The sequence below is a fragment of the Pantoea sp. JKS000250 genome, assembly GCF_003201065.1.
Lineage (GTDB): Bacteria > Pseudomonadota > Gammaproteobacteria > Enterobacterales > Enterobacteriaceae > Pantoea > Pantoea vagans.
In genome coordinates, this window is sequence record NZ_QICZ01000001.1 from 2,125,496 (window position 1) to 2,145,278 (window position 19,783).

Sequence of the window (19,783 nt, forward strand, 5' to 3'; positions counted from 1 at the left end):
TGATGCAGGCGCGGTTATTTCAGCGCCTGACTTTCCCGTCATTTATCCCGCCTGCTGTTTACCACCATCTCTTATAAAAAAGACGCTGAATGAACACCGGCATAATAATCTGTTTACCTGTAAAGCGACTTTGCGTAAAAAAAGCGCATATAGCGCATTATTATTGTCGGGCGTGGTTTTTAGTAAAGCAGGAAAGCCACACCGTCTTATAATCGTGAACTTCCTGATTCCATTCTGCTGATTTGGAAATGATTTATGACGAGGCAATGCCCTTTCGCAGTGAATTCAACGCGGGTGAAGATAGTGTGATGAGTACTTCTCCTTTGCTGAGTATCATTACGCCGATGTTCAATGCGGGCAGCATGTTTGATGAGTTCATGGAGTCTCTGCTGGCGCAGACGCTGGTCTCGCTGGAGATCATCATTGTCGACGACGGTTCCACCGACGGCTCAGATGAGCGCGCTGACCTGTATGCACAGCAGCACGCTCATATTCGTGTGATTCATCAGGAAAATGGCGGCGTGTCGCGGGCCCGTAACGCCGGTCTGGCGATAGCCCGCGGGAAATATGTCACCTTCCCGGATGCAGATGACACCATGCAGCCCGATATGTATCAGACGCTGGTGACGATGGCAGAAGCGGACAATCTGGATGCGGCACAGTGCAACGCCGAGTGGTTTTTCAAACACAGCCAGCGGGTAAAACCGCTGATTCCGCTGGACCGTTTGCGCAGCACGCCGGTGCTGAGCGGTGCCGACTGGCTCAATACCGCGCTGAAAACGCATCGTTATATGCATGTGGTCTGGCTGGGGATCTATCGTCGGGAACTGATTGAGCAGCATCAGTTGCAGTTTGAACCGGGCCTGCATCATCAGGATATTCCCTGGACCACCGAGTTTATGCTGCTGGCGAAACGCGTGCGGTATACCGACGCCGTGCTCTATCGCTACTATATGCACGACGCCTCCATCAGCAACCGCAAACGGACCGGCGAGCGCAACGTGGAATATCAGCGTCACTACCTGAAGATTGCGCGGCTGCTGGAAGAGCTAAACACCCGTTATCGTGACCGCGTGAAGATCTACCCGTCGTTTCACTATCAGGTAACGCATGAAGCGCTCAGCGTTTGCCACAGTGTGAGACGTGAGCCTGATGCCCGCGCACGCCAGGCAATCATTGCCGATCTGTTCACGACCGGTACACACCTGCGCATGTTACGTAATGCCCGGGGAATTAAGCAGTGGTATCAGTTGCTGTTGTGGCTTGCCCGGCTCTATCGCTGGCGTGATAAATAACCTTTGAGGCTGGCTTTATCCTAAAAAGGGTTTGCCCTACAATCGGTTCACTGAATTCTGAGAACTCTTGTTTATGGCCAGCCTGATTCCAGCAAACTTCTCTCCAAAAAATATATTACTGATTAAGCTGCGCCATCATGGTGACATGCTGCTCACAACGCCCGCCATCAATGCGCTTCATGAGCGTTATCCGCAGGCCAGCATCGACGTGTTGCTCTATAAGGAGACGCGTCCGATGCTGGAGGCGCATCCGGCCATCCGCCATTTGCACGTCATCGATCGCAAATGGAAGCAGGAAGGCACCTGGCGCAAGCTGGGCCATGAGCGTGCATTAATTCGCGCCGTGCGCGACGCCCAGTATGATCTGGTGATCAATCTGGCCGATCAGTGGCGCGCTGCTCAGATTACCCGTCTCTCTGCGGCACCCGTTCGCATCGGTTTTGCCTATAAAAAACGCGATAACGTGCTGTGGCGATGGTGTCACAACTGCCTGGTCCCCACACACAATCACAGCAAACTGCATACCGTTGAGCAGAATATGTCGGCGCTGGCGCCCCTCGGCATCAGTAGCGAAGGCGCTCGCGTATCAATGCACTACAGCGATGCTGACCAGCAAATTGTGCTGGCCCGACTGGCGGAACATCATGTCACTGCGCCCTATATTGTGGTGCAGCCGACCTCACGCTGGGGCTTCAAATGCTGGGAAGAGGAGAGCGTTGCGGCCACACTTGATCAGCTGGCGCAACCGGGCCGCAAAGTGGTGCTGACCGCCGGGCCGGACAAGCAGGAGCTGGCGATGATTAACCGCATTCGCGCGCGCTGTGTATCAAAGGATGTGGTTTCGCTGGCGGGTCAGTTCACGCTGCCGCAGCTGGCGGCATTGATCGATCATGCCCGTCTGTTTATTGGCGTCGACTCTGCGCCGATGCATATGGCTGCTGCGCTTGAAACGCCCTGCATTGCACTGTTTGGCCCGACCAAGTTGCAGCACTGGCGGCCCTGGGGTGACAACAATCATGTTATCTGGGCGGGCGATTATGGCCCGCTGCCCTCACCCGATTCCATCGACACCAAAACTGACCAGCGTTATCTCTCGGCCATTCCGGTAAAGGATGTGGTCGCGGCAGCGAGGAGCTACCTGAATGAGTAAGTTAAGGCTGGCGATTGTCCGGCAGAAATATCGTCCGGATGGCGGTGCTGAACGTTTTATCACACGCGCGCTGGAGGCGCTAGGCAGCGAAAAGCTCGATCTCAATATCATTACCCGCAGCTGGCAGGGCACGCCTAATCCTGACTGGCATCTGCATATCTGTAATCCGGCAAAGCTGGGTCGGGTCTCACGTGAGTGCGGTTTTGCCCGCGCAGCCCGCGCCTGCTGGGAGCGCGAAAAGTTCGATATTGTACAAAGCCATGAGCGCATCGCGGGCTGTGACATTTTCCGTGCGGGTGATGGCGTGCATCGCGTGTGGCTGGAACAGCGCGCCCGCATCGTCTCATCCTGGCAACGGCTGAGTGCTGCACTCAGTCCTTATCACCGCTATGTTCTGCAGGCGGAAGCGGAGATGTTCAACTCTCCGACGCTGAAAGCGGTGATCTGTAATTCAGAGATGGTAAAGCGCGATATCCTGCGTTGCTTTTCGCTCGACGCCGGAAAAATCCATGTCATTCATAACGCTATCGATGCCAGCCGTTTCCAGCCCGCCACGGAAGCAACCCGTCGCGCCACCCGACAGCAGCTGTCACTGCCCGATGCCGCGACCGTACTGATTTATGTCGGCTCCGGCTTTGAGCGCAAAGGACTGAAAGCGGCGATACAGGCGCTGGCTGCCAGCGATCGTTATCTGATTGTGGTGGGCCAGGATAAACAATTACAACGTTATCAGCAGCTGGCAAACCAGCTTCACTGCCTGGACCGCCTGCGCTTTGTCGGCGTACAGCAGAATGTGCAGCCGTTCTATCACGCGGCGGATGGCCTGTTGCTGCCCACGCTCTATGATCCCTTTCCGAATGTGGTGCTGGAGGCGATGGCCTGCGGCTTACCGGTAATTACCAGCACCGGTTGCGGTGGCGCGGAGTTTATTACCGCTGGTCAGGAAGGCTTCGTCTGTGATGCCCTGGATATCAATGGGTTAAATCAGGCGGTTAATGCCATACCGGCACTTTCCGTCGATTCACGAATGGGTGACGCAGCGCGACGTAAAATTGAGCCTTATGGTCCACAACGGCTGGCGCAGGCGCTGACTTCGCTTTATCAGCAGGTAGTGAGTAGCAACTGACAATGTGGGATGAGTGCATGCAGGGTTTCTGATACCATGCCGCCATCTCATTTTAATCTGTTTTAGACGCGAACCTGCTGTAACGGTAACTATGACGACCATTTACACCGCATTGCTCTACTTCATTCAGCCACTGATCTGGCTGCGCCTGTGGCTGCGCGGTCGTAAAGCGCCTGCCTATCGCAAACGCTGGGCAGAACGCTATGGCTATTGTGTCGGCAAAGTGAAGCCTGACGGCATTGTGCTGCACTCGGTCTCTGTGGGTGAAACGCTGGCCGCGATTCCGCTGGTGCGCGCACTGCGTCATCGTTACCCGACCCTGCCGATTACCGTCACCACCATGACGCCAACTGGTTCTGAGCGGGCGCAATCTGCTTTTGGCAAAGATGTGCATCACGTCTATCTGCCTTATGATCTGCCAGGTTCGATTAATCGTTTTCTGGATACGGTTAATCCACGGCTGGTGATCATCATGGAAACGGAGCTGTGGCCGAACATTATCCGCATTCTGCACCAGCGTAACATTCCGCTGGTGATCGCCAATGCCCGCCTCTCGGCCCGCTCCGCCAAAGGCTATCGCAAGCTGGGTAAATTTATGCGCCAGCTGTTGCAGAGCATCACGCTGATTGCGGCACAGAATACGGAAGATGGCGACCGCTTCCTGAGTCTGGGCCTGAAACGTTCACAGCTGGCGATTACCGGCAGCCTGAAGTTTGATATTTCCGTGACGCCAGAACTGGCCGCCAGAGCGGTAACACTGCGTCGCCAGTGGGCGCCGCGTCGCCCGGTGTGGATTGCCACCAGCACGCACGAAGGCGAAGAGGCTGTCGTGCTGGATGCCCATCGTCGCCTGCTGCAGACGTTTCCGGATCTGCTGCTGATTCTGGTTCCCCGCCATCCTGAACGCTTTAACGATGCGCGCGAACTGACGCAGGAACGCGGCTTCAGCTTTATCCTGCGCAGCAGCGGTGAGATCCCTTCGGGTTCCACGCAGGTGGTCATCGGCGACTCAATGGGTGAACTGATGCTGCTTTACGGCATCGCCGATCTGGCGTTTGTCGGCGGCAGCCTGGTTGAGCGGGGCGGACACAACCCGCTGGAACCCGCGGCCCATGCCCTTCCGGTGCTGATGGGGCCTCACATCTGGAACTTCAAAGATATCTGCAGCAAGTTGCAGGAAGGCCAGGGTCTGATCACCGTCACCGACGTGATTTCACTGGAAAAAGAGGTCACCAACCTGTTACAGGATGATGATTATCGCCGTTATTACGGACGCCATGCGGTAGACGTACTGCACCAGAACCAGGGTGCGCTTCAGCGTCTGCTACAGTTACTCGAACCGCATCTGCCACCACGGGCTCACTAATGTCAGCACGCCAGCGTCTTTCTGTGGTGATGATCGCCAAAAATGAAGCGGAGCTGCTGCCGGATTGTCTGGCCTCAGTCAGCTGGGCCGACGAAATTATTGTGCTGGATTCTGGAAGCAGTGACGACAGTGTTGAGATCGCCACGCAGGCTGGGGCGCAGGTCTATAAAAGTGATGACTGGCAGGGCTATGGCATTCAGCGCCAGCGCGCACAGGGCTATGCCACCGGCGACATGATTCTGATGATCGATGCAGATGAGCGTGTTTCACCCGAACTGCGTGCCGCCATTGAGCAGGTGCTGGTCGCCCCACCCAGCCGCACGGTTTACAGCCTGGGCCGCAGTAATCTGTTCCTCGGCCGCTTTATGCGCCACAGTGGCTGGTATCCCGACCGCGTGATGCGCCTCTATCCACGCACCTTCCGCTACAATGACAATCTGGTGCATGAATCACTGCAGAGTGACGGCGCACCGGTGGTGGCGTTGCCTGGCGATCTGGAACATCTGACCTGCCGCGATTTAATCGCCTTTCAGCGCAAACAACTAGCCTATGCCGAAGCCTGGGCCAAAGAACGTCACCAGCGCGGTAAGCGTTGTGGTCTCTTTTCTGTATTCAGCCATACGCTTGGCGCGTTTGTTAAAACGTTGCTGCTGCGTGCCGGTTTTCTCGACGGTAAGCAGGGCTGGATTCTGGCGGTGGTCAACGCGCAATATACCTTCAATAAATATTCAGCCCTCTGGGCGCTGAATCACGCTTCGGCAAAAGGGCGAGTATGACCACTAAAGCCATCTATCCCGGTACGTTTGATCCTGTAACGCTCGGTCATCTCGACATCGTGACGCGGGCAGCGCAGATGTTTGATCAGGTGATTCTGGCCATTGCTGCCAGCCCCAGTAAAAAACCGATGTTCAGCCTGGATGAGCGCGTGGCGCTGGCCGGTCAGGTGGTGGCCCATCTGCCGAACGTTGAGGTGATCGGCTTCAGCGACCTGATGGCTAATTTCGCCCGTGACCAGCAGGCGAATGTGCTGGTCCGTGGCTTGCGTGCGGTGTCAGATTTTGAATATGAAATGCAGCTGGCGCAGATGAATCGTCACCTGCTGCCAACGCTGGAGAGTGTGTTCCTGATGCCGTCTGAAGGCTTCTCGTTTATCTCCTCTTCGCTGGTCAAAGAGGTGGCGCGTCACAGCGGCGATGTTTCCGCCTTTCTGCCCGCGCCCGTGCATCAGGCACTGCTGGCTAAACTGGCTTAATGCTGGCAGTTGGGGCACCAGTAGGTGCTGCGCTGCCCGTGCCTGCCGCTGATAATCGGCGTACCGCATGCCCGGCAGGGTTCACCGGCCCGGCCATAAACCTGCAACTGCTGGGCAAAATAGCCAGGTTTGCCGTCGGTCTGTAAAAAGTCACGCAGCGTAGTACCGCCCTGTTCAATTGAACGTAACAGCACCGCTTTAATGGTGTTGACCAGCAGCTCCGCTTCAGCCTGCGACAGACTTCCTGCGGCACGATCGGGAAGGATCCCGGCGGTAAACAGTGACTCACTGGCGTAAATGTTGCCCACGCCCACCACCACTTTGTTATCCATCAGCCACTGCTTGATGAGCGTCCGTTTGCCACGTGACTTATCAAACAGGTAAGTACCGTCAAACTGGTCGCTAAGCGGCTCAGGCCCAAGATGTGCAAGCACGCTGCTGCCCGTCAGATCGCTGCTCCAGAGCCAGGCACCAAAGCGGCGCGGGTCGGTGTAACGCAGTACTTTGCCGTTGCTCATCACCAAATCAACATGGTCATGCTTCGCTGCTGGCAGCTCTTCGGAAAGCACCCGCAGGCTGCCCGACATGCCCAGGTGGATAATAATCCAGCCATGCGGCAGTTCCAGCAGCAGATATTTCGCCCGACGCTGCACGCTGAGCACCGGCTGATCGCTTAGCGCCAGGATCTCCTGCGAAACAGGCCAGCGCAGACGTGAATTACGCACCACGGCGTGAAGAATGGTTTCACCGACCAAATGCGGCTCGATACCGCGGCGGCTGGTCTCAACCTCTGGCAACTCTGGCATACCTTCTCCTCAGCGTTTTACACAAACAAAAAACCCGGCCGGAGCCGGGTTTTTAGCAGAACACTATAATTACTTAATTTTAGCTTCTTTGTAGATCACATGCTGACGTACAACCGGATCGAACTTTTTCAGTTCCAGCTTCTCTGGTTTAGTACGTTTGTTCTTCGTGGTGGTATAGAAGTGACCTGTACCAGCAGAGGAAACCAGCTTGATCTTCTCACGAATACCTTTAGCCATGATTCAGTTCCTTAGTACCTTAGTACTTCTCACCACGGGCACGCATGTCGGATAAAACCGTATCAATGCCCTTTTTATCAATAATGCGCATACCTTTAACAGATACACGCAGAGTAACGAAGCGCTTCTCGCTCTCAACCCAAAAACGGTGTGAGTGCAGGTTCGGAAGGAAACGGCGTTTCGTCGCGTTCATTGCGTGGGAACGGTTGTTACCCGTTACCGGACGCTTTCCAGTTACCTGGCAGACTCGTGACATGTCTATATCTCCAAAAATCAAATCAGCTCGAGCTTTAAAAATTAGGTTTTGGCCGCCTCGTCAGGCTTGCAGCCCGCCAGGCGAGTTCCATGGAACCCGCTAAGCTGGCCTAACCGCCAAACCCGAGATTCTCAAAGGTGGCGTAGTATACGCCGCTCAGCCCAAGTGCTCAAGTCCCGAACAGATAAAGATCCCGAATGATCGGGCAAAAAGCCGCCACCTGGCGCGAATTTTCCCTGAATCAGAGCCATCCCCGCTCAGCAAAGGAGACATATTCGCCATGGCCAATCACCAGATGATCGAGCAGACGGATGTCGAACAGCTGACAGGCTTCGCTGACTTTATGGGTCACTTCACGGTCAGCACGGCTCGGTTCCGCCATCCCCGACGGATGATTGTGCGCCAGTATCAAGGCGGCTGCGTTGAGCTTCAGCGCTTCCCGGACGATCTCGCGGGGGTGAACTTCCACACTATTAATGGAGCCAGAGAACATATTCTGTGCCCGCAGCACCCGATGCTGATTATCCAGAAACAGGGCCATAAAGATCTCCCGTTCCTGGTGGGCTAACAGACTTTGCAGATACTGGCGTGTAATCTGTGGATTTTCCATCACGCTTTCGCGCGCCAGCTTACTGGCGAAAAAGCGCTTCGCCAGTTCGGCAATCGCGTGCAGTTGCGCCAGCTTGGCATCACCGACACCTTTAATTTTGCAAATTGCCGCTTTGTCTGACGTCATGAGCTGATAAAGCGAGCCAAATCCCTCCAGCATCTGCCCGGCCAGCTCAAGGACGTTCTGCCCCGGCGAGCCGGTGCGGAGAAAGATGGCCAGCAGTTCGGTATCGCTGAGCGAATGCGCGCCCAGTTTTTGCAGTTTTTCCCGTGGTCCCTTGATTTTCATCTTTGCTCTCCCTGAGATGCGCCTAAGAGTGGCCCATCCTGAAGCGTACCGCTATCAGTGGCGCATCAATCTTCGAGGCAGCTCGCAAACGCAGTTGGTGAAAAGGCGCGTACACGCTTTTGTGATAAAGTCCGTGCATTCGCCGCCGCGGGCGGCAGAGAGCTTAGTGAGGCCAACATCATGATGGGATTAGCCGGCAAAAAAATTCTTCTTGGCGTGAGTGGCGGTATCGCTGCTTATAAAGCACCTGAGCTGGTGCGTCGCCTGCGCGACCGCGGCGCTGATGTCCGCGTAATGATGACGGAGGGGGCAAAGGCCTTTATTACTCCGCTCAGCCTGCAGGCCGTTTCAGGCTATCCGGTGTTTGACGATCTGCTTGATCCGGCAGCGGAAGCAGCGATGGGTCATATTGAACTGGCAAAATGGGCCGACCTGATTGTGCTGGCACCGGCCACTGCCGACCTGATTGCCCGTATCACTGCCGGTATGGCAAACGATCTGGTGACCACCGCCGTCTTAGCGACGGCCTCACCCGTAGCGGTAGTGCCCGCCATGAATCAGCAGATGTATCGTGCGGCGGTGACCCAGTACAACCTGCAGACGCTGCATGAGCGTGGCGTGCTGATCTGGGGGCCGGACAGCGGCAGCCAGGCCTGCGGTGATGTCGGGCCGGGCCGGATGCTTGACCCGCTGGTGATTGTTGACCATGCGGTGCAGTGGGCGGCGCCCGTCAACGATCTGCAACATCTCAACATTATGATAACCGCCGGTCCAACCCGTGAGGCCCTGGACCCGGTGCGCTACATCTCGAATCACAGCTCCGGCAAAATGGGCTTTGCGATTGCCGCCGCTGCTGCCAGGCGTGGCGCACAGGTAACGCTGGTCAGTGGTCCGGTCAGCCTGGCGGCACCAGCGGGTGTGCGGCGCATTGATGTTACCAGCGCCCTGGAGATGCAGGCCGCCGTCATGAGCGAGATAGATAAACAACATATTTTCATTGCAAGCGCAGCCGTGGCAGACTACCGGGCAGCCGATATTGCGGCCGATAAAATCAAGAAACAGGGCGGCGATGATAACGTCACGCTGAACCTGGTAAAGAATCCCGATATTGTTGCCGGGGTCGCCGCACTTCAGGAAAACCGGCCATTTGTGGTTGGATTTGCTGCTGAAACACAGAATGTGGAAGAATACGCCCGGCAAAAACAGGTGCGCAAGAATCTGGACCTGATCTGCGCTAATGATGTCGCTAAAGCCGGACAGGGATTTAATAGCGACACCAATGCTCTTCACCTTTTTTGGCAGGATGGAGAAAAACGCTTACCGCTCAGCGATAAGTCTCTCCTTGGCCAACAATTAATAGACGAGATTGTCAGCCGTTATGATGAAAAAAATAGACGTTAAAATTCTGGATGCGCGTGTCGGCAAAGAGTTTCCACTGCCGACCTACGCCACGTCAGGTTCCGCTGGGTTAGATTTACGCGCCTGTACTGATGAGGTGCTCGACATCGCACCAGGCACAACCACGCTGGTCCCGACCGGTCTGGCGATTCATATCGCCGACCCCGATCTGGCCGCTGTGATCCTGCCGCGCTCCGGCCTTGGCCATAAACACGGCATCGTGCTGGGCAACCTGGTCGGGTTGATTGACTCCGACTATCAGGGACAGCTGATGGTGTCGGTCTGGAATCGCGGCCAGGAAAGTTTCTCTCTGCAACCCGGCGATCGCATGGCACAACTGGTCTTTGTACCGGTGGTACAGGCGGAATTTAACCTGGTCGACGATTTCGACGCCAGCCTGCGCGGCGAAGGCGGCTTCGGCCACTCAGGTCGCCAGTAACCCGCATTACCGACTTTCACTTACGCCCGTTATTTTTCCTCATCGCCATGGGACGCGTTCCTGTGGCAGATGCGTAGGTGTTGCCTGTTTTTAGGTGAATTTCAGGGGTTTTTAAGGTCATGGCAGAAAAAAAAGTCGCGAAGCGGAACCGTCGCGAAGAGATTTTGCAGGCGCTGGCACAGATGCTGGAGTCAGGTGATGGCAGTCAGCGCATTACCACCGCCAAGCTGGCAGCCACGGTAGGCGTTTCCGAAGCGGCGCTGTATCGTCACTTCCCCAGTAAGACACGCATGTTCGATAGCCTGATTGAGTTTATCGAAGACAGTCTGATTACCCGCATCAATCTGATCCTCAAAGATGAAAAAGAGACCATGACGCGCCTGCGTCTGATCGTGCAACTGATTCTGGGATTTGGTGAGCGTAATCCGGGACTGACGCGCATCCTGACCGGCCATGCGCTGATGTTCGAGCAGGACCGGCTGCAGGGACGTATTAATCAGCTTTTTGAGCGGATTGAAGTGCAACTGCGACAGGTGATGCGTGAACGGAAAATGCGTGAGGGCGAAGCTTTTCAGGCTGATGAGGCGTTACTGGCAAGCCAGCTGCTGGCTTTCTGTGAAGGTTTACTGTCGCGCTATGTCCGTTCTGAGTTTCGTTTCAGTCCCACCGCAGACTTTGAGGCTCGCTGGCCGCTGATGGCCGCCCAGCTGGTGTAAAGAGTCAAAGAAGGCGGGCATCGCGCCCGCCTCTGTTAAATCCCGTACGCTTTCTGATAGGCACGAACCTGAGCCAGATGATCGGCCATCTCCGGTTTCTCTTCCAGCCAGCTAATCAGGTCGGCCAGTGTGATAATGGCGGTCACTTTGCAGCCGTAATCACGTTCCACTTCCTGAATCGCCGACATCTCTCCACGTCCACGCTCCTGACGATCAAGCGACACCAGCACGCCTGCCAGGGTAGCGTTATGCGCACCGATAATATCCATCGACTCACGAATCGCTGTACCTGCCGTGATCACATCGTCCACCAGCATCACTTTGCCCTGCAGCGGGCTGCCCACCAGCAGGCCGCCTTCACCGTGATCTTTGGCTTCTTTGCGGTTGAAGCAGTAGGGCACATCGCGGTCATGATGGTCCGCCAGCGCCACCGCCGTGGTGGTCGCAATCGGAATGCCTTTATAGGCCGGGCCGAACAGCAGATCGAAATCGACAGCGCCATCCACCAGCGCCTGCGCGTAGAAGCGTCCCAGCAGCGCTAAATCCCGTCCGCTGTTAAACAGACCAGCATTAAAGAAATAGGGGCTTTTACGCCCTGACTTTAAAGTGAACTCACCGAACTTTAGCACCTGCTTGTTCAGGGCGAATTCAATAAACTGACGCTGCCAGGCTTTCATTTCTCACTCCTCAAATAAAGAAAAGGCGACCCTGAGGTCGCCTGTTACATCAATTTTCCAGCGCTGCTTTCTGCGCCTGAATCAATTCCTCAATGCCGCCACGTGCCAGCGCCAGTAGCGTCAGCAGCTCTTCATGGCTGAACGGTTCGCCCTCAGCGGTGCCCTGCACCTCGATCATGCGACCATCTTCCATCATCACGACGTTCATGTCGGTTTCTGCTGCGGAGTCCTCAACGTACTCCAGATCGCACAGCGCTTCGCCTTTAACGATACCTACTGAAATCGCCGCGACCATGCCCTTCATTGGATTGGCTTTCAGCTTGCCGCTGGCCACCAGCTTGTTCAGCGCATCGGCCAGCGCCACGCAGGCGCCGGTGATTGACGCGGTGCGGGTGCCGCCATCGGCCTGAATGACATCACAGTCGAGCGTAATGGTAAATTCACCCAGCGCTTTAAGATCAACCGCGGCGCGCAGTGAACGGGCGATCAGACGCTGAATCTCCAGCGTACGGCCACCCTGCTTGCCTTTTGCGGCTTCACGCGCCATACGACTGTGGGTAGAACGCGGCAGCATGCCATATTCAGCCGTGACCCAGCCCTGGCCCTGGCCTTTAAGGAAACGCGGAACCCCTTCGTCTACGGAGGCAGTGCAAAGCACTTTCGTTTCGCCGAATTCCACCAGAACGGAACCCTCTGCGTGTTTGGTGTAATTGCGGGTCAATGTGACTGGACGCACCTGTTGTGCGCTACGGCCTGCTGGACGCATGGGTATTCTCCGGCTTGCTAATGATTGGCTGCGCATTATACGGACTTCCTTGCCCGCTGTCTCTTGCGCCGGTCTGACGCAGGCATCAGATGAAATTCCCGGCCAGCTGTGGCTAAATGCGCTTTCCTTTCTCTCTGATAAAAAAGACATATGGCCGCCATTCTTCATTTCCTGCTGGCGCTGGTGGTGATTTTTGCCCTTGCGCTGCTGGTCAGTCATGACCGTAAACAGATTCGCCTGCGTTTTATTGTTCAACTGATTGTGGTAGAAGCCGCGCTGGGCTGGTTCTTCCTTCACTCTGCCGGAGGGCTGGCGCTGGTTGGCTCGTTCGCGGGATTCTTTGAGACGCTGCTTGGCTTTGCCGCACAGGGTACAGAATTCGTGTTTGGCGGAATGAGCAAACAGGGGCTGGCATTTATCTTCCTTGGCGTGCTCTGCCCGATTGTCTTTATTTCAGCACTCATCGGCATATTGCAGCACTGGCGCATCCTGCCGCTGCTGATCCGGATTTTCGGGACGCTGCTGTCGAAGATTAACGGCATGGGCAAGCTGGAGTCATTTAACGCCGTCAGCACGCTGATTCTCGGTCAGTCGGAAAACTTCATCGCCTATAAAGGGATTCTGGGTGATATCCCGCCGCGCCGGCTCTACACCATGGCAGCGACCGCGATGTCTACCGTTTCGCTGTCGATTGTCGGTGCTTATATGTCGATGATTGAACCGAAGTATGTGGTTGCCGCACTGCTGCTTAACATGTTCAGTACCTTCATCATTCTGTCGATCATCAACCCGATGGAGAGCCAGAATGAGCAGCCTATCGCGCTGGAAAAACTGCATGAAGAGCAGAGTTTCTTTGAGATGCTGGGTGAGTACATCCTGGCTGGTTTCAAAGTGGCGATGATCATTCTGGCCATGCTGATTGGCTTTATTGCCCTGATTGCTGCCATCAACGCGCTGTTTGCGGCGGTGTTCGGTTACAGCTTCCAGCAGCTGCTTGGCTATCTGTTCTATCCTCTGGCCTGGCTGATCGGCATTCCCAAAGCGGATGCCCTGCAGGCGGCCAGCATCATGGCAACCAAGCTGGTCGCGAATGAGTTTGTGGCGATGATTGAGCTACAGAAAGTCGCGGCGGGCATGAGTGCGCGTGGGCTGGGTATTCTGTCGGTGTTCCTGGTTTCCTTTGCTAACTTTGCCTCTATCGGCATTGTGGCGGGCGCAATTAAAGGCCTGAACGAGAAACAGGGAAATGTGGTTTCCCGGTTTGGCTGGAAGCTGGTCTATGGCTCCACACTGGTGAGCCTGCTCTCTGCGGCTTTTGCCGGTCTGTTTATCTGAGTACTCCGCGGGCGGCCTCGCTGCCGCCCGCGTTCATCCTAGAATCCGACACAGACGGGTGCATCCACCCGCATCACCAATTCCTGACCAAAGCGTTTTTTATAGAGGGTACGTAACGCCTCAATGTCCTGATTGGTGGCAGGATCGATACCGTGGATCAGCATCAGCGCTTTACTGTTCTCACGTGCCAGTTTGCCGTTCTCGCCCAGCCATTGCCCTTTAGCGTCATAAACCGACAGTCCCGCTTTGAAGCGTGGCGTGACCTCATTGTCCACAAAGTTCATCCAGTCGAGTGAACTCACCCTGCCGCCATCTGGTTTGCTCAGTCCAAACCACAGTGTGGTTTGCATCATCATGTCGCCACCCGCACAGATGGGTTGCGGTTTCGTGGGCGGCGCGTGGCGCGTCTGGCAACCTGCCAGCAGCAGAGCCATCACAACAGGAAGAGCAATAACGCGTGACATAGATCGATCATCCTCACAAGGGGTTAGTGGTCATCATAAGTGGCTCTCGCGGAAAGCGGAAACGGTTCGTTATTTTCCGGTGAGACGCTTATGCCTGTTATGCCGTGGCTCGCCTCGCTATACTTCACCCATCTTTCCGCAAATGAGTACCGCTTATGATCCGCAGTATGACCGCTTATGCCCGCAGCGAAGCCAAAGGCGAATGGGGCAGCGCCGCCTGGGAGCTGCGTTCTGTTAACCAGCGTTATCTGGAAACCTACATCCGTCTGCCGGAACAGTTTCGTGGGCTGGAGCCGGTTATCCGCGAACGCATTCGTCAGCGTCTGACGCGCGGTAAAATTGAGTGCAACCTGCGTTATGACGCAGACCCCAGTGCACAGGGCGAGCTGATGCTCAACGAAACGCTGGCGAAACAGCTGGTGCAGGCGGCCAACTGGGTGAAAATGCAGAGCGATGAAGGCGCGATTAATCCGCTGGATATCCTGCGCTGGCCCGGTGTGATGTCTGCACAGGAGCAGGATCTGGATGCCATTAACACACAGTTGTTGAAGGCGCTGGATAGTGCGCTGGATGATTTCATTGCGGCACGTGAAAGCGAAGGCACCGCGCTGAAAGCGATGATTGAGCAGCGTCTGGAAGGGGTCTCGCAGGAAGTCAGTAAAGTGCGTGCGCAGATGCCTGAAGTCATCAAATGGCAGCGTGAACGTCTGGTCGCCAAACTGGAAGATGCTGAAGTTCAGCTGGAGAACAATCGCCTTGAGCAGGAACTGGTGATGATGGCGCAGCGTGTCGACGTCTCCGAAGAGCTGGATCGTCTGGATGCGCACGTTAAAGAGACCTACAACATCCTGAAAAAGAAAGAAGCGGTTGGCCGTCGGCTCGATTTCATGATGCAGGAGTTCAACCGTGAGTCGAACACGCTGGCATCAAAGTCGATCAATGCCGATATCACCGCATCAGCGATCGAACTGAAAGTGCTGATTGAACAGATGCGCGAGCAGATTCAGAATATTGAGTAAAATGCCCATCGCTCCGTAAATATTCATAAGCCCATGTTAAATGGGCTTTTTTAATTCTCCTGTGTTTCATTAATGTACATATTACTTCATAACTATCTACGGCTTTTCGGCGGGGAAATGGGGAACTGGTCAGCACTACTTCACTTTCTTGCTTATGGCGTTTAGTATTACATGGATCTATTTAATGCTTACGAATGTTAGTTTTATGAGCAGAACCGTAACAAGAAAAGATTCGATTTTACAGATACGGAGATAGTAAAAGATTTGAGTCTTCTATTATATAGATGAATTTTCAGTCGGAAAAATTAATATCATAAGGAAGTGATTATGTCAGTATTGAAGTTGCCTGCCACAATTTATCAGACAAAGCATAAGTTTAACGATTACAGCACTGATGATATGAAGTATGGAGATCTTAGTGAAAAGCAACTAAGAAGCGATTTGGGTTTGGATGATGTTTCTGATGTAGTTGATCCCTGGACTGGTAAAGAAGTATCTATATTCAACTCTTTCCGGGATGCCCGCCCAAAATCCACAACAGAAATGGCTGAACTTCTTTTCAATGAATTTCTTCGTGTTTCTATGCCTGCATATTATCTTGGGCAGCACCAAATATTCAACAATCTTGTAAAGCATCTCTATCACGGGAATGGAAAAATTTATTCCAGCCCTTTCCTTGATAGTGCATATAAAAATCTAATTATCAGTGGGCAATCTTCGCCACTGTCTCCATTGACTGTAATTAAGTCTTCATTAGATAAGATCATTGTTACAGGACAACAAAGCTTATCAGACCCAGATATGGAGTTAATAACACAAGCAATAAGAAACTCCATACTTCCTAAGTTCAATAGATGGGCTGATAGTTTCAATGGATTAGGCATGTCGATACATGATATTCATGCTACAAACATACAGATAAATCAGATCGATATAACTGACAGTGGTTATGTAGCAAAAATAACATTTATAGGGCAAGACCATTTCGGTCTCGATAAAACTGACATCATGAATCCTAAATTTCATTTTATCAGAGCCTTTCGTATTTGGTTTGTTCTTCAAAGATGGGATCAATTTGCTTTCAAGCCTTTTTTGTCCAATATGAAAGCAGAGTTTGAAATTAATAGCAGGAGAAATTAATGAGAATCAAAAAGGTTATCGTATTTATTGTAGCATTGGCAATGTTAGCATTATTTTATGTTAGCTTCTTTAATTCTCCAAAGGTGCTTGCAATTCACAGTTCTGATACGAGAAAAGATTTTTTAGTTAAAAACATTCCTTTCTCTGATAGTGATAAAATCAAATGGTGGGATAACAATGGAGTCAAAACCATTTCTTCCCGTGAAACTTACAATGTTTCAATCTGGAACTCTGATGGTAAGTATCAAAAGCTCGCTCCTGAGAACTCAGGTGCTTTTCCAGACCACGACACTGACTACTTACTATGCTTTGATGACATGAAAACAGATGAGAATTGTATAGACAAGTCAAACTGGATCATGGACATCACTAAAACAAAAGATGGATACACTTACTACCGACTTGATGGCGAGTCTTACTATCGAAAACCATCTGGAGAACTGGTCAAAGGTGAGCGATTTACGACAACCATTAAGTGAGCATGTTAGCCGACCAGCTTGTAGCGGTGCTCACTGGAGAGTGGTTTGGTGAGTAAAATCGAGAAACACCTTAAAAAACCACTCAAATTATTGATATAAATCACTAATTTTAAAACAATCAACTTTCAGATTCAGAATATCGAGTAATACATTTCTGGCAGGTCATTAATGCAGCGCCATTGATGGCGCTTTGTTCATTTTTCAGGCACTATAGTTTGAGATTCATCAACACCTCCGACCTTTTATTACCGTGGCTGGCTTCAACACTACGTAAAGATTGATAAATAAACATTTCCGGACTCTTCCGGAACGCATGTCAGTCACACTTCGCATTTCAGGTCTGTCTTTTTTAATTTTTTGAATTTAAAATCTTTTTTCTGTTGTGAACCTTTTTTTCGCACCTGAAACGCTGGCTCCATGAAACAGGTCAATCCTGTAGATTCCGCAGTTTCCCTTTCTTTGAAGGCACTTTTTGATAAAGTGTTGGTCGAAATCAGTACAGCTGTACCGCCTGGAGACTTATGGAAGTGCTCTTTATGCGATACATCCATCTATCTCATGAAGGTTGTTAATGAAAAACACCGGAAAATTTAGCAGTTCGCTGCTGCATCCGCGTTATTGGTTTACCTGGTTTGGTCTTGGTGTACTCTGGCTTCTGGTCCAGCTTCCCTACCCTGTTCTTATGCGTCTCGGTGCCGGTGCCGGCAAAATTTCCCGTCATTTCCTGCAACGCCGTGAGCGCATCACCCGTCGTAACATTGAGCTCTGCTTTCCTGGCATCAGTGAAGAAAAAACAGAACATATGATTGCCGGTAATTTTGCGTCGTTAGGTATGGCGCTGGCTGAAACCGGTATTGCCTGGTTCGGGTCTGACCGTGCGGTAAAACGTCTGTTTAAAGTGTCAGGTATGGATAATCTCCACGCTGCGCAGAGTGAAAAGCGCGGTGTGATGCTGATTGGCGTGCATTTCATGTCACTGGAGCTGGGCGGCCGCATCAGCGGTCTCTGTCAGCCGATGATGGCGATGTATCGCCCGCACAACAATCAGGCAATGGAATATGTGCAGACCAAAGGCCGGATGCGCTCAAACAAAGCGATGATCGACCGCCGCGATCTGCGCGGCATGGTTAATGCTCTGAAACAGGGTGAATCGGTCTGGTTTGCGCCGGACCAGGATTACGGCCCGAAAGGCAGCACCTTTGCGCCACTGTTTGCGGTAGAAAAAGCGGCCACCACCAACGGCACTTTTGTGCTGTCGCGTCTGGCGAAGCCAGCGATGGTGCCGATTATGCTGATTCGTAATGCAGATAATGAGGGCTATCATCTGATCATTGAGCCGATGCTGGAAAATTATCCTCATACGGATGAGGCTGCTGCTGCAGCGTATATGAATAAAGTGATCGAGAATCAGATTCTGCGTGCACCGGAACAATACCTCTGGCTGCATCGCCGATTCAAAACCCGTCCGCCGGGTGAACAATCACTCTACGTCTGAGTAAACAGATAAAGCAGGCACCGCGCCTGCTTTTTTATTTTTCTAATCCCGCCCGCTTAGTATCCTCTCCGGTTCATCCATGTGCTGCATGCTCTATCCTGGGTTAATACCCGCTTTAATTTTGCTGTTCAGCGCCTCTTCCACGGCCACCAGGCTGGTATCAGAAAGTTAATTAAGGAATGATGAATCCTCTTACCTCGTTAAAGCCGGATAAGCTTATGGATATCAACGATACACAGCAGTGGCAGAGGCCGCTGATTGATGACCGCCTTACGCCCTATATTGAAGTGGATGCAGAGCGCCTGGAGCAGAATCTGCAGCATATGCAGCGCAAAGCCAGTGCAGCAGGCGTCGCGTTGCGTCCGCATATCAAAACACATAAAAGTGTCTGGATTGCTCAGCGTCAGCTTGAATATGGTGCTCAGGGTGTCACGGTCTCTAAACCCAGCGAAGGTATCAGCTTTATTCAGGGGGGCGTTCGCGATCTGCTGTTAGCCTACCCGGTTGTGCAACCGCAAAGCGTAGCTGAGCTGCTGCGTCTCGCCGTGCTTCATCAGGCAAAACTTACCCTGATCGCGGACAGGCTGCAGGGTGTGGCAGCGATTGCGGATGCGTGGCAGCAACAGCCAGACTGCGCGCTGGCGGTGGCGATTAAGGTGGATGTTGGATTACACCGGATTGGTGTTAATCCTGATAGTGATGAAGCCGTGCTGATTGCTCAGGCGCTGCGGGACGGAGGCTTACGCTTTGCCGGATTAGTGTCGCATGCCGGTCACGCTTATGGTGCCGGTAATGCCGCGGCTATTGTTGATGTTGCCAGGCAGGAAACGGTATTGATGCAGCAACTTCAGGCAAAACTGCAGGCTGCGGGATTTACCGACTGCCCGCTCTCTGTGGGTTCAACGCCTACGGCCCTGGCAGCCGAGGTTGCGCCCTGCATCAGTGAAATCCGGCCTGGCAACTATGCACTGCTGGACCTTACCGCCTGTCGCCTCGGGCTAAGTCACGTCGACCAGCTGGCAATGAGCGTCATTACCCGTGTGGTAGCGGTAAACGATCATTTCGCAATTGTGGATGCCGGATCGAAAATGCTGAGTTCGGATAAAGGGCCACACGGCACCAATGCGAGCGGCTTTGGTGTTGCAGCCGACGAAACGGGCCACACGTATGAGGTGACAAAGTTATCTGAGGAGCATGGTTTTCTGCTTTATCAGGATCGCCGTCCTGAAGTCGGCACGCTGCTTCGTATCTTCCCGAATCACAGCTGCGCAGTGATGGCTCAGTCGGATGGCTTTGTTCTGCGTCGCGCCAGTGGGCATAGCGAAGAGCACGTAGTTTCTGCACGCGGCAATTTCATCTGAGTCAGCGGCAGACAGCCTCATCCGTTGTCTGCCGTTTGTACGAAACCCTCTCAACACCACACTTCTGCTGTTACAACGTATTAACGAGCCTGACCCCATGCTTTAATG

General features: G+C 53.3%; 23 protein-coding genes. 15 read left to right on the plus strand and 8 right to left on the minus strand.

Annotated features, from left to right (window positions below):
- Positions 1-308 precede the first annotated feature (308 nt).
- The 6 genes from BY447_RS10200 to coaD all read left to right on the plus strand — a co-directional run bounded on the left by BY447_RS10200 (position 309) and on the right by coaD (position 6,189).
- Positions 309-1,295 (plus strand): glycosyltransferase, encoded by a 987-nt coding sequence (locus BY447_RS10200; protein WP_323859486.1) that lies wholly within the window; start codon positions 309-311, stop codon positions 1,293-1,295.
- A 73-nt stretch (positions 1,296-1,368) separates the two neighbouring features.
- Positions 1,369-2,445 carry a putative lipopolysaccharide heptosyltransferase III gene (gene rfaQ, locus BY447_RS10205; RefSeq protein ID WP_033784305.1) on the plus strand — a complete coding sequence of 359 codons (1,077 nt, stop codon included), beginning with the start codon at positions 1,369-1,371 and terminating at the stop codon, positions 2,443-2,445.
- Positions 2,438-3,571 carry a glycosyltransferase family 4 protein gene (locus BY447_RS10210; RefSeq protein ID WP_110331075.1) on the plus strand — a complete coding sequence of 378 codons (1,134 nt, stop codon included), beginning with the start codon at positions 2,438-2,440 and terminating at the stop codon, positions 3,569-3,571. The genes rfaQ and BY447_RS10210 overlap by 8 nt, the downstream gene beginning before the upstream one ends.
- A gap of 91 nt (positions 3,572-3,662) precedes the next feature.
- The gene (waaA, locus tag BY447_RS10215) at positions 3,663-4,937 is read left to right on the plus strand and encodes a lipid IV(A) 3-deoxy-D-manno-octulosonic acid transferase (protein ID WP_110331076.1); all 1,275 of its coding nucleotides are present in this window, start codon (positions 3,663-3,665) and stop codon (positions 4,935-4,937) included.
- Positions 4,937-5,713, plus strand: coding sequence for a glycosyltransferase family 2 protein (locus BY447_RS10220; RefSeq protein ID WP_110331077.1), 777 nt, complete (start codon positions 4,937-4,939; stop codon positions 5,711-5,713). The genes waaA and BY447_RS10220 overlap by 1 nt, the downstream gene beginning before the upstream one ends.
- Positions 5,710-6,189, plus strand: a complete 480-nt coding sequence (gene coaD, locus BY447_RS10225; protein ID WP_033784308.1) for a pantetheine-phosphate adenylyltransferase — start codon at positions 5,710-5,712, stop codon at positions 6,187-6,189. The genes BY447_RS10220 and coaD overlap by 4 nt, the downstream gene beginning before the upstream one ends.
- Here the strand turns inward: coaD and mutM are convergent.
- The 4 genes from mutM to radC form a co-directional block, all read right to left on the minus strand.
- A complete protein-coding gene (mutM, locus tag BY447_RS10230; RefSeq protein WP_013359507.1) occupies positions 6,186-6,995 on the minus strand; it encodes a bifunctional DNA-formamidopyrimidine glycosylase/DNA-(apurinic or apyrimidinic site) lyase in 810 nt (269 codons plus the stop codon). The genes coaD and mutM overlap by 4 nt on opposite strands.
- A 69-nt stretch (positions 6,996-7,064) precedes the next feature.
- Positions 7,065-7,232 (minus strand): 50S ribosomal protein L33, encoded by a 168-nt coding sequence (gene rpmG / locus BY447_RS10235; RefSeq protein ID WP_001051798.1) that lies wholly within the window; start codon positions 7,230-7,232, stop codon positions 7,065-7,067.
- A 19-nt stretch (positions 7,233-7,251) separates the two neighbouring features.
- The gene (rpmB, locus tag BY447_RS10240) at positions 7,252-7,488 is read right to left on the minus strand and encodes a 50S ribosomal protein L28 (protein WP_013359508.1); all 237 of its coding nucleotides are present in this window, start codon (positions 7,486-7,488) and stop codon (positions 7,252-7,254) included.
- A gap of 241 nt (positions 7,489-7,729) precedes the next feature.
- On the minus strand, positions 7,730-8,386 hold the full coding sequence (gene radC / locus BY447_RS10245) for a RadC family protein (RefSeq protein WP_095706496.1): 657 nt from the start codon (positions 8,384-8,386) through the stop codon (positions 7,730-7,732).
- Positions 8,387-8,566: 180 nt separating this feature from the next.
- Here radC and coaBC point away from each other — a divergent pair, with 180 nt between their 5' ends.
- The 3 genes from coaBC (at position 8,567) to slmA (ending at position 10,939) form a co-directional block, all read left to right on the plus strand.
- Positions 8,567-9,787 carry a bifunctional phosphopantothenoylcysteine decarboxylase/phosphopantothenate--cysteine ligase CoaBC gene (gene coaBC, locus BY447_RS10250; RefSeq protein ID WP_110331078.1) on the plus strand — a complete coding sequence of 407 codons (1,221 nt, stop codon included), beginning with the start codon at positions 8,567-8,569 and terminating at the stop codon, positions 9,785-9,787.
- Positions 9,765-10,223 (plus strand): dUTP diphosphatase, encoded by a 459-nt coding sequence (gene dut, locus BY447_RS10255; RefSeq protein WP_146210990.1) that lies wholly within the window; start codon positions 9,765-9,767, stop codon positions 10,221-10,223. Before coaBC ends, dut begins: the two co-directional genes overlap by 23 nt.
- Before the next feature lie 119 nt (positions 10,224-10,342).
- On the plus strand, positions 10,343-10,939 hold the full coding sequence (gene slmA / locus BY447_RS10260) for a nucleoid occlusion factor SlmA (protein ID WP_033734520.1): 597 nt from the start codon (positions 10,343-10,345) through the stop codon (positions 10,937-10,939).
- Between the two features lie 35 nt (positions 10,940-10,974).
- On the opposite strand, the gene pyrE is transcribed toward slmA, so the two are convergent.
- Positions 10,975-11,616: an orotate phosphoribosyltransferase gene (gene pyrE, locus BY447_RS10265; RefSeq protein WP_003851333.1), complete on the minus strand. Its 642-nt coding sequence runs from the start codon at positions 11,614-11,616 to the stop codon at positions 10,975-10,977.
- A gap of 49 nt (positions 11,617-11,665) precedes the next feature.
- A complete protein-coding gene (rph, locus tag BY447_RS10270) occupies positions 11,666-12,382 on the minus strand; it encodes a ribonuclease PH (protein ID WP_003851334.1) in 717 nt (238 codons plus the stop codon).
- Positions 12,383-12,532: 150 nt separating this feature from the next.
- Here rph and BY447_RS10275 point away from each other — a divergent pair, with 150 nt between their 5' ends.
- Positions 12,533-13,717, plus strand: coding sequence for a NupC/NupG family nucleoside CNT transporter (locus BY447_RS10275; protein ID WP_013359513.1), 1,185 nt, complete (start codon positions 12,533-12,535; stop codon positions 13,715-13,717).
- Positions 13,718-13,755: 38 nt separating this feature from the next.
- Here BY447_RS10275 and BY447_RS10285 read toward each other — a convergent pair whose 3' ends face one another.
- Complete coding sequence (locus BY447_RS10285) at positions 13,756-14,181, minus strand: DUF3574 domain-containing protein (protein WP_110331080.1); 426 nt, start codon at positions 14,179-14,181, stop codon at positions 13,756-13,758.
- A gap of 155 nt (positions 14,182-14,336) precedes the next feature.
- Here BY447_RS10285 and BY447_RS10290 point away from each other — a divergent pair, with 155 nt between their 5' ends.
- From BY447_RS10290 to BY447_RS10300, 3 genes are all read left to right on the plus strand, one after another.
- Positions 14,337-15,200 carry a YicC/YloC family endoribonuclease gene (locus tag BY447_RS10290; protein WP_013359515.1) on the plus strand — a complete coding sequence of 288 codons (864 nt, stop codon included), beginning with the start codon at positions 14,337-14,339 and terminating at the stop codon, positions 15,198-15,200.
- A 327-nt stretch (positions 15,201-15,527) separates the two neighbouring features.
- The gene (locus BY447_RS10295) at positions 15,528-16,340 is read left to right on the plus strand and encodes a DUF3289 family protein (RefSeq protein WP_110331081.1); all 813 of its coding nucleotides are present in this window, start codon (positions 15,528-15,530) and stop codon (positions 16,338-16,340) included.
- Positions 16,340-16,819 (plus strand): DUF943 family protein, encoded by a 480-nt coding sequence (locus tag BY447_RS10300; protein WP_110331082.1) that lies wholly within the window; start codon positions 16,340-16,342, stop codon positions 16,817-16,819. The genes BY447_RS10295 and BY447_RS10300 overlap by 1 nt, the downstream gene beginning before the upstream one ends.
- Positions 16,820-17,139: 320 nt before the next feature.
- On the opposite strand, the gene BY447_RS23170 is transcribed toward BY447_RS10300, so the two are convergent.
- A complete protein-coding gene (locus BY447_RS23170; protein ID WP_146210991.1) occupies positions 17,140-17,370 on the minus strand; it encodes a hypothetical protein in 231 nt (76 codons plus the stop codon).
- A gap of 20 nt (positions 17,371-17,390) precedes the next feature.
- Between BY447_RS23170 and lpxP the strand changes: the two genes are divergently transcribed.
- Positions 17,391-18,314 (plus strand): kdo(2)-lipid IV(A) palmitoleoyltransferase, encoded by a 924-nt coding sequence (gene lpxP / locus BY447_RS10305; RefSeq protein WP_110331083.1) that lies wholly within the window; start codon positions 17,391-17,393, stop codon positions 18,312-18,314.
- 218 nt (positions 18,315-18,532) lie between these two features.
- Positions 18,533-19,675, plus strand: coding sequence for an alanine racemase (locus BY447_RS10310; protein WP_110331084.1), 1,143 nt, complete (start codon positions 18,533-18,535; stop codon positions 19,673-19,675).
- The last annotated feature ends 108 nt before the right edge of the window (positions 19,676-19,783 follow it).

Bases quoted from the DNA above. Each gene is read 5' to 3' on its own strand.
- rpmB (WP_013359508.1), bottom strand. From the start codon at position 7,488: ATGTCACGAGTCTGCCAGGTAACTGGAAAGCGTCCGGTAACGGGTAAC.
- BY447_RS10275 (WP_013359513.1), top strand. From the start codon at position 12,533: ATGGCCGCCATTCTTCATTTCCTGCTGGCGCTGGTGGTGATTTTTGCC.
- coaBC (WP_110331078.1), top strand. From the start codon at position 8,567: ATGATGGGATTAGCCGGCAAAAAAATTCTTCTTGGCGTGAGTGGCGGT.
- pyrE (WP_003851333.1), bottom strand. From the start codon at position 11,616: ATGAAAGCCTGGCAGCGTCAGTTTATTGAATTCGCCCTGAACAAGCAG.
- BY447_RS10290 (WP_013359515.1), top strand. From the start codon at position 14,337: ATGATCCGCAGTATGACCGCTTATGCCCGCAGCGAAGCCAAAGGCGAA.
- BY447_RS10200 (WP_323859486.1), top strand. From the start codon at position 309: ATGAGTACTTCTCCTTTGCTGAGTATCATTACGCCGATGTTCAATGCG.
- dut (WP_146210990.1), top strand. From the start codon at position 9,765: ATGATGAAAAAAATAGACGTTAAAATTCTGGATGCGCGTGTCGGCAAA.
- BY447_RS10210 (WP_110331075.1), top strand. From the start codon at position 2,438: ATGAGTAAGTTAAGGCTGGCGATTGTCCGGCAGAAATATCGTCCGGAT.
- BY447_RS10285 (WP_110331080.1), bottom strand. From the start codon at position 14,181: ATGTCACGCGTTATTGCTCTTCCTGTTGTGATGGCTCTGCTGCTGGCA.
- mutM (WP_013359507.1), bottom strand. From the start codon at position 6,995: ATGCCAGAGTTGCCAGAGGTTGAGACCAGCCGCCGCGGTATCGAGCCG.
- slmA (WP_033734520.1), top strand. From the start codon at position 10,343: ATGGCAGAAAAAAAAGTCGCGAAGCGGAACCGTCGCGAAGAGATTTTG.
- radC (WP_095706496.1), bottom strand. From the start codon at position 8,386: ATGAAAATCAAGGGACCACGGGAAAAACTGCAAAAACTGGGCGCGCAT.
- BY447_RS23170 (WP_146210991.1), bottom strand. From the start codon at position 17,370: ATGGATGTATCGCATAAAGAGCACTTCCATAAGTCTCCAGGCGGTACA.
- rfaQ (WP_033784305.1), top strand. From the start codon at position 1,369: ATGGCCAGCCTGATTCCAGCAAACTTCTCTCCAAAAAATATATTACTG.
- rph (WP_003851334.1), bottom strand. From the start codon at position 12,382: ATGCGTCCAGCAGGCCGTAGCGCACAACAGGTGCGTCCAGTCACATTG.
- lpxP (WP_110331083.1), top strand. From the start codon at position 17,391: ATGAAAAACACCGGAAAATTTAGCAGTTCGCTGCTGCATCCGCGTTAT.
- waaA (WP_110331076.1), top strand. From the start codon at position 3,663: ATGACGACCATTTACACCGCATTGCTCTACTTCATTCAGCCACTGATC.
- BY447_RS10220 (WP_110331077.1), top strand. From the start codon at position 4,937: ATGTCAGCACGCCAGCGTCTTTCTGTGGTGATGATCGCCAAAAATGAA.
- rpmG (WP_001051798.1), bottom strand. From the start codon at position 7,232: ATGGCTAAAGGTATTCGTGAGAAGATCAAGCTGGTTTCCTCTGCTGGT.
- BY447_RS10295 (WP_110331081.1), top strand. From the start codon at position 15,528: ATGTCAGTATTGAAGTTGCCTGCCACAATTTATCAGACAAAGCATAAG.
- coaD (WP_033784308.1), top strand. From the start codon at position 5,710: ATGACCACTAAAGCCATCTATCCCGGTACGTTTGATCCTGTAACGCTC.
- BY447_RS10300 (WP_110331082.1), top strand. From the start codon at position 16,340: ATGAGAATCAAAAAGGTTATCGTATTTATTGTAGCATTGGCAATGTTA.
- BY447_RS10310 (WP_110331084.1), top strand. From the start codon at position 18,533: ATGGATATCAACGATACACAGCAGTGGCAGAGGCCGCTGATTGATGAC.